Origin of the sequence: Shewanella sp. (assembly GCF_051658185.1) — a bacterium.
Taxonomy (GTDB): domain Bacteria; phylum Pseudomonadota; class Gammaproteobacteria; order Enterobacterales; family Shewanellaceae; genus Shewanella.
In genome coordinates this window covers 1-12,615 of sequence record NZ_JBOFMC010000054.1, presented here as the reverse complement: position 1 = coordinate 12,615, position 12,615 = coordinate 1, and the positions used below count along the sequence as shown (strand labels likewise).

At 48.2% G+C, this 12,615-nt stretch carries 9 protein-coding genes; 5 read left to right on the top strand and 4 right to left on the bottom strand.

Translation table 11 applies throughout. The features are described 5' to 3' along the window. Nucleotides 1-254: 254 nt before the first annotated feature. Nucleotides 255-1,349 carry a 3-phosphoserine/phosphohydroxythreonine transaminase gene (serC, locus tag ACRCZA_RS02275; protein WP_438672864.1) on the bottom strand — a complete coding sequence of 365 codons (1,095 nt, stop codon included), beginning with the start codon at nt 1,347-1,349 and terminating at the stop codon, nt 255-257. 105 nt (nt 1,350-1,454) lie between these two features. Next, a complete protein-coding gene (gene gyrA, locus ACRCZA_RS02270) occupies nt 1,455-4,220 on the bottom strand; it encodes a DNA gyrase subunit A (protein ID WP_438672865.1) in 2,766 nt (921 codons plus the stop codon). A gap of 384 nt (nt 4,221-4,604) precedes the next feature. On the opposite strand from gyrA, the gene ubiG reads away from it, so the two are divergent. The 5 genes from ubiG (at nt 4,605) to yfaE (ending at nt 10,371) form a co-directional block, all read left to right on the top strand. Continuing rightward, nucleotides 4,605-5,315, top strand: a complete 711-nt coding sequence (gene ubiG / locus ACRCZA_RS02265; RefSeq protein WP_438672863.1) for a bifunctional 2-polyprenyl-6-hydroxyphenol methylase/3-demethylubiquinol 3-O-methyltransferase UbiG — start codon at nt 4,605-4,607, stop codon at nt 5,313-5,315. A 1-nt stretch (nt 5,316) separates the two neighbouring features. Continuing rightward, nucleotides 5,317-5,988, top strand: coding sequence for an HAD family hydrolase (locus ACRCZA_RS02260; RefSeq protein WP_438672862.1), 672 nt, complete (start codon nt 5,317-5,319; stop codon nt 5,986-5,988). 391 nt (nt 5,989-6,379) lie between these two features. Next, nucleotides 6,380-8,668: a class 1a ribonucleoside-diphosphate reductase subunit alpha gene (gene nrdA, locus ACRCZA_RS02255; protein WP_438672861.1), complete on the top strand. Its 2,289-nt coding sequence runs from the start codon at nt 6,380-6,382 to the stop codon at nt 8,666-8,668. 90 nt (nt 8,669-8,758) lie between these two features. Beyond that, nucleotides 8,759-9,889 (top strand): class Ia ribonucleoside-diphosphate reductase subunit beta, encoded by a 1,131-nt coding sequence (gene nrdB / locus ACRCZA_RS02250; RefSeq protein WP_438672860.1) that lies wholly within the window; start codon nt 8,759-8,761, stop codon nt 9,887-9,889. A 38-nt stretch (nt 9,890-9,927) separates the two neighbouring features. Beyond that, nucleotides 9,928-10,371 carry a class I ribonucleotide reductase maintenance protein YfaE gene (gene yfaE / locus ACRCZA_RS02245; protein ID WP_438672859.1) on the top strand — a complete coding sequence of 148 codons (444 nt, stop codon included), beginning with the start codon at nt 9,928-9,930 and terminating at the stop codon, nt 10,369-10,371. Nucleotides 10,372-10,399: 28 nt separating this feature from the next. Here yfaE and ACRCZA_RS02240 read toward each other — a convergent pair whose 3' ends face one another. Further along, nucleotides 10,400-10,900, bottom strand: coding sequence for a YciI family protein (locus ACRCZA_RS02240; protein ID WP_438672858.1), 501 nt, complete (start codon nt 10,898-10,900; stop codon nt 10,400-10,402). Between the two features lie 179 nt (nt 10,901-11,079). After that, nucleotides 11,080-12,615, bottom strand: a 1,536-nt coding sequence (locus ACRCZA_RS02235; protein ID WP_438672857.1) for an oxidoreductase, incomplete at its 5' end; no start/stop codon positions are given.

Here is a 12,615-nt window from a genome sequence, read left to right as displayed (position 1 = left end):
AACCTCATCATCCCAACGAAATGGCAGCCCCTTAGTTATCGAAGAATCAATACTAAAAGACATAACAGCCGCCACAAAATGCAAGGGATGTAGCGGTCAACAGAGCCTACCAACAATAAAGGGCGCGAACACATTGCGCAGATGTTGTTTAAATGACAAAGGTGACTAAGGCGTTGTGCTGCCTTTCAGCGTTAAGACCAAACCGGCCAGCCTTAACGCGACGAGGCACCACTTTTGAGCATTTGCTAGCGAGGTTAATCGTGATATTTTGCTGCAAATTCATTCATAAATTTGACTAAGGCAACTACCCCCTCAAGTGGCATGGCATTATACAGGCTAGCACGCATCCCCCCCACAATCCGGTGACCTTTGAGGGCGACCAAGCCTGCGGCTTGGGCCTGCTTTAGAAACTCGCCATCGAGTGATTCATCTGCCAATTGGAAAGTAACGTTCATTTGTGAACGATTGGCCGCCACCACCCCGTTACGATAAAACCGGTTATTATCGATGCATTGGTACAGCATCTGTGCTTTTTGTTGATTAATTTTTGCAATACTCGCAATGCCGCCAATGGATTTGAGCCAAGCAAAAACTTCAGCAGCGAGATACCAAGCAAAGGTTGGCGGCGTGTTGAACATTGAATCATGTTCAACGGCTAAACGGTAATCCATAATGGAGGATTGCAGTAGGCTTGGGAGTCTAAGCATATCATCACGGACGATAACAATAGCCAAGCCTGAAGGACCAATATTTTTTTGTGCGCCAGCGTAAATCAGCCCATAACGGCTCACATCTATTTCACGGGACATGATCGTCGATGAAAGATCGGCGACGATGGGCCATGGCGAATCTAATTCATCAAAAATTTCGATACCATCAACTGTCTCATTTGGGCAGTAATGCACATAACGGTAATCGGCATCAATCTTGTGTAAATCAGGTAGCACTACTGCATTGAGTCCATTGTGTTTTTCCACAATATTCAGACTGTCAATTTGTGCATCACCCGCCAGTTTTTGCGCTTCAGTCAAGGCCGCAGAGGACCATTGACCGCTGACTAAATACAGGGCGCGTCCATGATTGCCTAAAAAATTATTCACAACTGCAGAAAATTGGCCCCGGCCGCCGCCATGCATAAACAGCACATGATAATTGTGTGGGATCTGCATCAGCTCGCGTAAATCCGCCTCAGCTTGTTTGGTCAGCGCAATGAACTCCTGACTGCGATGGCTTACCTCCATCACGGAAACGCCTTGACCATGCCAATCGAGTAATTCCTGTTGTGCTTTTTGCATGACCGCAGCGGGTAACATCGCAGGACCTGCACAGAAATTATAAATCGCGCTCACTGCCACTCTCCTTTTTCATCAACCATGTTATTAGAATTTATAAAATATAACCTTGCCATGAAAAAAACGAGCGTCCAATTGGACGCCCGTTTTTATGCAATTGAATTAGTCTTCGTCTTGCTCATCGTCAAGCTCTTCGTCTTCTTCTAATGCGTCGTCCAGCTCATCCTCTAAAGGCGCTTCCAGCTCTTCTTGAACAATGTCACCTTCAGCGACCACTGGAACGATTGGCATACCGTTTTCATCCAACTCGACGTCATCCTCATCGCCTTGGATTTCATCAATACGTTGTAGGCCGACAACTTTTTCATCCGCAGCGGTGCGAATAATGGTCACGCCTTGCGTATTACGGCCGATGATAGACACACCGTTTGCAGGCGTGCGCACTAACGTGCCTTTGTCGCTGATCAGCATGATCTCATCATTGCCGCCAACTTGTACCGCGCCAACCACAGCACCGTTACGCTCACTGACCTTAATCGATACCACGCCTTTCGTCGCGCGGCTCTTCGATGGGTATTCAGACAGCTCGGTACGTTTACCGTAGCCGTTTTCGGTCACAGTTAAGATTGCGCCATCGCCCTTAGGTACGATGAGCGACACCACTTTTTGACCTTCTTCAAGCTTGATACCGCGAACACCGGTCGCACCACGACCCATTGGACGCACGCCCTTGAAGTTGATCTGTGGGTTGCCTTCTTCATCCAGCACTGGGTTGCCGTGTTCATCGAGGACGGCCACTTCTTCGCCTTCTTTAAAGCGAACCACTTTACCTTCGTTGGAGAACAGCATGATCTCATCATCACCATTGGTGATATCGACACCGATCAGTTGGTCACCGTCTTTGAGGTTAACAGCGATAATGCCGTTTGCACGTGGGTTGCTGTACGCCGTCAGCGCAGTTTTCTTCACCGTACCATTTGACGTCGCCATGATGATGTACTTATCTTCGGCGTATTCACGCACTGGCAGAATCGCAGTAATGCGCTCGCCATCAGCCAGCGGCAGCAAGTTAACAATCGGGCGACCACGGGACGTGCGGCTTGCCAGCGGTAATTGATACACCTTGAGCCAGTACATCTTACCGAAGTCGGAGAAGCACAGAATGGTATCGTGGGTGTTGGCCACTAACAGTTTTTCAACAAAATCTTCGTCTTTGACTTTCGTGGCGACTTTGCCTTTACCACCACGGCGCTGAGCTTGGTAATCGCTCAGCGGTTGATACTTGGCATAACCTAAGTGCGACAGCGTCACGACGACGTCTTCTTCGGTGATTAAGTCTTCAAGACTCATATCAATTTCGTTGGCGTTGATAACAGTGCGGCGGGCATCGCCATATTCGGCCAGAATCTCTTCCAGCTCTTCTTTGATCACTTCCATCAAACGCTCAGGGCTGCGCAAAATAAACAGCAAACCGGCGATAAATTCGAGCAATTCTTCGTATTCGGCGATGATCTTATCGTGCTCAAGCCCCGTTAAACGGTGCAGGCGCAGCTCTAGAATCGCCTGAGCCTGTTGCTCAGTCAGGAAGTATTGACCATCGCGGATACCGTATTGTGGCTCTAACCACTCAGGGCGCGCCGCATCATCCCCGGCCTTTTCAAGCATGCCTTGCACATGGCCTAATTCCCAGCCCTGCTCAACCAGCTTAACTTTGGCTTCAGCTGGAGTAGGCGAAGCTTTGATCAGCGCAATAATCGGATCGATGTTGGCCAGCGCGACGGCTAATGCTTCAAGGATATGGGCGCGCTCGCGCGCTTTACGCAGTTCAAATACGGTGCGGCGGGTGACCACTTCACGGCGGTGCAGGATAAAGCACTCAAGCATTTCTTTTAGGTTGAACAACTTAGGCTGACCGTTAGTCAATGCCACCATGTTGATACCAAAAGAACACTGCATTTGCGTTTGAGCATAGAGGTTGTTTAATACGACCTCACCGACTTCGCCGCGTTTGATTTCAATAACGATGCGCATACCGTCTTTGTCAGACTCGTCGCGCAGACCGCTAATGCCTTCTATCTTCTTATCTTTGACTAACTCAGCGATTTTCTCGATGAGTTTGGCTTTGTTCACCTGATACGGGATTTCGGTAACGATAATGCGCTCGCGGCCGTTGTCTTCCGTTTCAACATCAGCAAGGGCGCGCATCACGGCGCGGCCACGGCCCGTTTTATAGGCATCAATAATGCCCTTACGGCCATTGATAATCGCTGCGGTTGGGAAATCAGGGCCTGGAATATAGTCCATGAGCTGTTCAATCGACAACGCAGGATCGGCGATCAGCGCTAAACAGCCTTTAACCACTTCCGTTAGGTTGTGTGGCGGAATATTGGTCGCCATGCCTACCGCAATACCCGATGAACCGTTAATCAATAGGTTAGGGACGCGTGTCGGGAGTACCGCAGGAATTTGTTCGGTGCCGTCATAGTTAGGCACATAGTCAACGGTTTCTTTTTCAAGATCAGCGAGGAGTTGGTGCGCTAACTTATCCATACGGATTTCGGTGTAACGCATGGCCGCTGCGGAGTCGCCGTCAACCGAACCGAAGTTACCTTGACCATCGACTAAGGTGTAACGCAGTGAGAAAGGCTGAGCCATACGGACGATAGTATCGTATACCGCAGAGTCACCATGGGGGTGATATTTACCGATCACGTCACCGACCACACGGGCAGATTTTTTGTACGGCTTGTTCCAATCGTTCTTCAATTCACTCATGGCAAACAGCACGCGGCGATGCACAGGCTTTAAGCCATCACGCACGTCTGGTAATGCACGTCCTACGATGACGCTCATGGCGTAATCAAGGTACGAATTCTTTAGTTCGTCTTCGATATTAATTGGCGAAATAGATGATGCCAGATCAGTCATAAACTGCTCGTTCCCCTGAAAAATAGCCGACAACGCATATTCCGTATCATTGAGCGGCCCAAAAACGTGATTTGGCATTCTAACACAGTTCTTTAATGTCGCCAGAGCTATCCGACTTGAATTGCGATGCAGGTAAGTTAATAGATGAAAACACTATCAATTTCAGCCATCGACTGTACAAAAAAGTCGCCGGTATAGGTGATGGTTGCGCGGCTTTGGCTATTCCTTAAACATTCCTAGGTGTTTTATATGCGATAAAACCCGTTAGCCGAAATTATTGCTGGAATTTCAACCAACCACAAACACTTAACCCCATCGCATACTGTGTTTATCAAACTGACTCGTTATAATGGCGTCACAATTTAACGCGTTTTAGGTCATCCTATGCCCCACAATACCAATGTTGATCCGCAGGAAATCGCCAAATTTGAACGTATGGCGCAAACTTGGTGGGATCCCAATGGCGAATTCAAACCCCTCCATCAACTCAATCCGTTACGGTTAAATTATATTGACCAAACCGCTGGCGGTATTTTTGGTAAAAAAGTGCTCGATGTCGGCTGCGGTGGCGGCATTTTGTCTGAAAGCATGGCGCGCATTGGTGCAGTGGTTGATGGCTTGGACATGGGGGATGATCCTTTAGACGTGGCTCGCCTACATGCTCTTGAATCTGGCGTGAACATTAATTATGTGAAAAACACTGCCGAAGCCCATCGCCAAGATCACCAAGAGTATTACGATGTGGTCACCTGTATGGAAATGCTGGAGCACGTGCCCGATCCGTTGTCGGTCATTCAAGCCTGCTGTGATATGGTCAAACCCGGTGGCTATGTGTTTTTCTCCACCATCAATCGCAATCTACGCGCTTTTATTGAGACCATTATCGGTGCAGAGTACCTCCTCAAAATGCTGCCTATTGGCACTCATAACCACAATAAATTTATTAAACCCTCGGAGTTAATCGCGTTGGTAGAGAGCACAGATCTACTCTGTAAAGACGCCTTAGGGATCCGCTACAACCCACTTACAGGGATCTTTAAGTACACCACGAGTGTGGATGTCAACTACATGATTGCCACAAAAAAGGTCGATTAACATGAGCTTAGCACCAGTAAACGGCGTACTATTTGATCTTGATGGCACCCTTGCCGATACTGCGCCAGATCTGGTGCAAGCCCTCAACTTAAGCCTGACAGATGCGGGGATAGCGCCAACATCCTTGGCATGCATGCGTAGCGCCGCCTCCCACGGCAGTTTAGCACTGGTGAATGCGGCGCTACCCGACGCCAGCGAGCCCTTACGCAGACAAATCCAACAAGGCTTATTAAGCCATTACCAACAGATTAACGGTGAGCATTGTCAGCTGTTTAACGGCATAAACGCCCTGCTTGATTGGCTCGATTTACAAAAAATCCCTTATGGGGTCATCACCAATAAGCCCGCCCGGTTTACCCGCCCATTACTGCAAAAGCTCAAATTGACCCCGCGCTTGTCGGCAATGATCAGTGGCGATTCGACCTGTTATGCTAAGCCTCACCCTGCCCCTATGCTGCTCGGCGCCCAGCAATTACATTGTGCTCCCGAGCATATTTTGTATTTAGGGGATGCAGAGCGGGATCTGCTCGCCGCCGAGGCTGCTGGCATGTTAGGCGCTGTCGCACTTTGGGGGTATCTGGCGAGCACTGATACCCCGCAGCACTGGCCGGCGCTCGCGCAATTTACTTCGCCGTTAGCAGTGCTTGAGGCCTTGATGGCTGCCCGTGCTTAAAGCTTACCCAAGGTGCTGCTGCTTATTTTAGCAATCGTCCTTGGCCAAGCGCCGCCTAAAAATCACCCAACGCTGACGTGCGCTCACCTGAAATTGAGCTTCAGGGTTAGCCATTACTAACCCTATTCTTTATCCTCAAGATATCCACAAGTTACCCCACGATTTGCGACTTGCAAATAGACGTAAACCTCACTATCTTGTATCCCAGATTATTTTAAACACCATATCTTGTGTATCGGTAGCAATCAGACACACTAGAAATGCCTCAACCCATTGGCCCCATTTGGGCCGAATGTCGTATGTTTAGGGGCGTTTGTCGATTGTTTTACAAGGAAACGTACGGTGATTAATTCACCGCTAATAGATATTAAAAAACCAAGGCCTCTCTTCAATGAATAGCACTATGACAGTCACAAAACGCTGTGGTGAACGTGAGAACATCGATCTCGATAAAATTCACCGCGTAATTACTTGGGCAGCCAAGGGATTAACAAACGTTTCTGTTTCTGAAGTTGAACTTCGCTCGCACCTGCAATTTTTCGATGGCATCCATACCGAAGCCATTCACGAAACCATTATTAAAGCTGCAGCGGATTTAATTTCGCCAGAATCGCCGGACTATCAATTTCTCGCGGCTCGTTTAGCGGTGTTTCATTTACGCAAGAAAGCCTTTGGTCAATTTGAGCCACCCGCGCTGTACGATCATGTCACTAAGCTGGTCGAACTGGGCAAATATGACATGCACATTTTGCAAGATTACAGCCGCGAAGAGCTGGATCTACTCAACTCCTATATCGACCATTGGCGCGATATGAACTTTTCCTATGCGGCTGTCAAACAGCTCGAAGGCAAGTATTTAGTCCAAAACCGTGTCACCCATGAAATCTACGAAAGTGCGCAGTTCCTGTATATGTTGGTTGCGGCCTGCTTATTTGCCCGTTATCCCAAAGCCACTCGCCTTCAATACGTTAAGGATTTTTATGATGCGGTATCGACCTTTAAGATATCCTTACCCACCCCAATCATGGCGGGCGTGCGCACCCCGACGCGCCAATTTAGCTCCTGCGTATTAATCGAGTGTGGCGATAGCTTAGACTCCATCAATGCAACGGCTTCTTCAATCGTCAAATACGTGAGCCAACGGGCAGGCATTGGCATTAACGCTGGCCGCATTCGCGCACTTGGTAGCCCCATTCGTGGCGGCGAAGCCTTCCACACTGGCTGCTTACCGTTTTATAAATATTTTCAAACGGCTGTCAAATCTTGCTCCCAAGGCGGAGTGCGCGGTGGTGCGGCCACGCTGTTTTACCCCATTTGGCACTTAGAGGTTGAATCCCTCCTCGTACTGAAAAACAACCGTGGGGTTGAAGATAACCGTATTCGCCATTTGGATTACGGTGTGCAACTCAATAAACTGATGTATCAGCGCCTGATCAAAGGGGAAAACATCACCCTCTTTAGCCCATCGGACGTGCCTGGGTTATACGATGCCTTCTTTGAAGATCAGTTGGAGTTCGAGCGCCTTTATCAGCAATACGAGCAGGACAGCAGCATCCGCAAGAAGAGTCTCAAGGCGGTTGAACTCTTTTCCCTGATGATGCAAGAGCGCGCCTCTACAGGCCGCATCTATATTCAGAACGTGGATCACTGCAATACTCACAGCCCCTTTGATGCGAAGGTGGCCCCAATCAGACAGTCTAACCTCTGTCTGGAAATTGCCCTGCCAACCAAACCTTTGAATAATATTGATGATCCAAATGGTGAAATCGCCCTATGCACCCTGTCAGCATTAAACCTTGGGACGATCACCGATTTAGCCGAACTGGAGCCCTTAGCCGACTTAGCCGTACGAGCTTTGGATAACCTATTGGATTATCAAGATTATCCAATTAAAGCCGCGCAAATTTCCTCCATGAATCGCCGCACACTCGGCATTGGAGTGATTAACTTCGCCAATTATTTAGCCAAAAATGGCATGAAATATTCTGATGGCAGCGCTAATAACCTGACCCACAAGACCTTTGAAGCGATTCAGTTTTATCTGCTCAAAGCCTCAATGAATCTGGCGAAGGAAAAAGGGGCTTGTCCATTATTTAATGAGACCACTTACGCTCAAGGTATTTTACCTATTGATACCTATAAGCGTGACTTAGATAAGATTTGCAGTGAGCCATTGCATTTAGACTGGGAAGCGCTGCGCAGCGACATTAAACAGTACGGTTTGCGTAACTCGACGTTATCTGCACTGATGCCGTCTGAAACCTCATCACAGATCTCAAATGCGACTAACGGGATTGAGCCGCCACGAGGCCTTATCAGCGTGAAGGCCAGTAAAGATGGGCAATTAAAACAAGTCGTGCCTGATTTTGATACCTTAAAAAATCAGTATGAGTTACTGTGGCAAATGCCTAGCAATGACGGTTATCTGCAGTTAGTGGGCATTATGCAAAAGTTTGTTGACCAAGCAATATCGGCCAACACTAACTATGATCCGGCGCGTTTTGAAGGCCGTAAAGTGCCAATGCAAACCCTGTTAAAGGATCTGCTCAACGCCTACAAATTAGGGGTGAAAACCCTGTATTACCATAACACTCGCGATGGTGCCTCGGATCAACACGATGACATCACCAATCTCGAGAAAGAAGACGATGGTTGCGCCGGCGGCGCCTGTAAGATCTAGCATTGACCGCAATGCCACTCACACATAACCATTTGTAGATGAAGAAATGCAGGGGACCTTTGGGCCCCCTGCCCATTGGAAAATAGTAACATGGCCTACTCTACCTTCTGTCAAACCCCTAACGACGCCACCCGTGAACCGATGTTTTTTGGACAATCGGTGAACGTGGCACGCTACGATCAACAACGCTATGAAGTGTTTGAAAAACTCATCGAAAAGCAGTTATCTTTCTTTTGGCGCCCTGAAGAAGTGGACGTAAGTCGCGATAAGATTGATTACAACGCTTTACCTGAGCATGAAAAGCATATTTTTATTTCCAACTTGAAATATCAAACGCTGCTCGACTCGATTCAAGGGCGCTCACCCAATGTGGCTTTTTTACCCTTAGTCTCACTGCCTGAGCTTGAAACCTGGATTGAAACTTGGTCATTCTCCGAGACCATTCACTCCCGCTCTTACACCCACATTATCCGCAATATCGTCAACGATCCTTCAGTAATTTTTGACGATATCGTGGTCAATCAAGAGATCCTGCGCCGCGCCACCGACATCGCTGCTTACTATGATGAGTTAATTAAACAAACCCAAGTGTTTAATCTGCACGGGGCTGGTACCTATGTCATTGAAGGCAAAGAATTCACTGTTAACATCCGCACACTCAAAAAAGCCTTGTATCTGTGCATGATGTCTGTCAATGCCCTAGAAGCTGTCCGTTTCTATGTCAGCTTTGCCTGCTCATTCGCCTTTGCTGAACGTAAACTAATGGAAGGTAACGCGAAAATTATTCGCTTAATTGCCCGCGACGAAGCCTTACACCTGAACAGCACTCAGCATATTTTGAACCTCATGCAAGGTGGCAAAGACGATCCTGAAATGGCCGAAATCGCCATCGAGTGTCAACAAGCAGCCTATGATCTGTTCTTAAAAGCCGCGGAACAAGAAAAGGAATGGGCCAAATATTTGTTCAAAGATGGCTCAATGATCGGCTTGAACGAACAAATTCTCTGTCAATATGTGGAATTTATCACCAATCAACGGATGAAGTCCGTTAACTTGCCGCAGCCCTATCCCGAGAGCACCAATCCACTGCCTTGGATGAAAAACTGGTTAGAAAGCGATGCAGTACAAGTCGCGCCCCAAGAAGTTGAAGTATCTTCCTATCTTGTCGGGCAAATAGACTCGGCGGTAGATGCTGATGAGTTCCTCGATTTTGATCTCTAAATTTGATCGCAAATGTGGATCATTAAGGCGCTAACGTAGTGAGCTTTCCCCTTAAGTTGACCAACAATCCCTTTGCTAAGGCGCCCATAGTGCGCCTGCAAGGACAACCGGTGTTGCTGTTTGGCGAGCAACATCGGTCTTTGCTACAGGCGTTAGAAAGTAAAAAGGTAAAGATTTTTTCTGAGTGTCGCAGCGGATTTTGTGGTGGCTGTAAAACCCGCATTATTAGCGGCCGCGTTACCTATTTAACCGAACCCTTGGCGGAACTTAACGCAGATGAATGCCTGCCATGCTGCTGTATCCCTGCCGAAGATTTAGAACTCGACTTATCCCCAGAGGGCGCTGCCGTGGCCACTCGGAGCAAAGCCCCTTTCACGACCAGCTCTTTAGAGCAGCCAAGCAACAGTGCATCGCACAAGGTCGCCGTTCGTCACCCCCCCTCAATGCCTCAGGCCTTATTCAACGTGTGTAATGAAGAATAACTGCCTCAAAGTAACCCATGATTCTGAATTAAATGGCTTTTTTTGCCATGATTTTATGCAACTCATTTATCTCGGTTAACGCTGCACTGCCATACCAAGGCAGCAGTTCTAATACTAGACTGCCGGCTTGGATGGCGGGATCGGTTTGCGTTAACGCCCTCGCCTCTTCAACGGTTTTAACGTCAAAAACATAAATACCACGCAGTTCCCCTTTATGTAAAAATGGCCCCGCTAGTACTAATTTACCTTCATTAGCTAAGCGACTAATGTTGTCCAAATGCGCTCGCTGCAATTGCTTAGCTTCTTCTGGCGTACGATTTTGCTGTGGCCCACGTTTTAAGAATGCCATGACATAGGGTTTCATACCATATTCGTCTGCACCGGCCTTTTTTGCGCGTTGCGGATCAAATAAAGGGTCACTCATGGCAGAAAAACTTACGCATACACTGATGATAACACTAACAATAATTGCTTTAGCCAACGGCGCACGGCCTAAAAACGGCGCCAGCAATGAGGAATGAGTCTGCATTTATTTTGCCCTTATGAGTTACCGCATTGAATTAAGTTTTAAACTTAGTGCATGTACTGCAATAAAGGCAACAAATCGAAAAGCCCGAGGAAACCTCGGGCTTTTCGGCATCATGAGAAGAAAACGACAGCACCCAAGTTCTCCAGCAATAAGCACATTGCTAACAAACCCAAGATCGACTACAAGCGCATAGCCAGCTCTGCCCCTTGGCGAATCGCGCGCTTAGCATCAAGCTCTGCGGCAACGTCAACCCCGCCGATTAAATGCACGGGGATGCCAGAGGCTTTCATCTCCTCCACTAAAGTGCGATTAGACTCCTGACCGGCGCAGAGGATTACATTATCCACAGGCAATACTTCGGTTTGCTCACCAACGCGAATATGCAGGCCTGCATCATCAAACTTTTCATAATTCACGCCAGTTTTCATGATCACATTATGCTGTTTTAACACTAAGCGGTGGATCCAACCGGTGGTTTTACCTAAACCTTGGCCCATTTTAGAGGCCTTGCGTTGCAGTAAATAGACTTTCCGATGAGCCGCCTTATCCACTTGCGGCTCACTTAAGCCACCCGCATGTTGATATTGCTTGTCTATACCCCACTGTTTTAACCATTTGTCCGGATTTAATGTGCTCGATTCGGCTTCGCACAGGAAATGGGCCATATCAAAACCAATTCCCCCGGCGCCAATTAAGGCAACCTTTTGCCCGACCGTGACTTCACCGGTGAGCACTTGCTGGTAATCAACCACCTTCGGACTGTCAAAACCGGGTAAACTTACACTCCTCGGCACCACCCCAGAGGCGATAACAATTTCATCAAATGTTTCTTTTTCCAATACTTTTGCATCTAAGCGCGTATTTAACCGCAGATCAATTTTATGGTGTTGGATTTGATTAAGGAAATAACGAATCGTCTCGTTAAACTCCTCTTTGCCGGGGATTTTGCGGGCTAAATTAAACTGGCCTCCCACCTCGGATTTCGCCTCAAAGAGCGTCACTTGATGCCCGCGCATGGCGGCATAAACCGAAAATGCCATCCCTGCTGGACCTGCGCCCATCACCGCGATGCGTTTTTTATGGCCGCTTGGCAGGAAATTGATTTCGGTTTCATAGCAGGCACGCGGATTCACCAAACAGGTCGCCCGCTTTAGGGAGAAAGTATGGTCTAGACAAGCCTGATTACAGCCAATACAGGTATTGATCAGCTCAGGTGTATTGGCCGCGGCTTTATTCACAAACTCCGGATCGGCGAGGAAAGGTCTTGCCATCGACACCATGTCCGCTTGACCCGACGCAAGGATGCTTTCGGCGATCTCAGGAGTATTGATCCGATTCGTGGCAATTAACGGCACCGACACCGCTTGCTTAAGCTTATGCGTCACCCAGGCAAAGGCACCCCGTGGCACACTGGTGGCAATGGTCGGGATCCTCGCCTCATGCCAACCAATACCGGTGTTGATGATTGACACGCCAGCTTGCTCTAACCACTTGGCCAATTGCACCACTTCATCCCAAGTGGAACCATTCTCGACTAAATCGAGCATGGATAGGCGGAAAATCACAATAAAATCCCGGCCCACTTTGGCGCGGATAGCATTGACAATTGCTAACGCAAAGCTGGCGCGATGGGCAAAACTGCCGCCCCATTCATCATCGCGACAATTGGTGCGCGCGCTAATAAATTGATTAATCAAATAGCCTTCAGAGCCCAT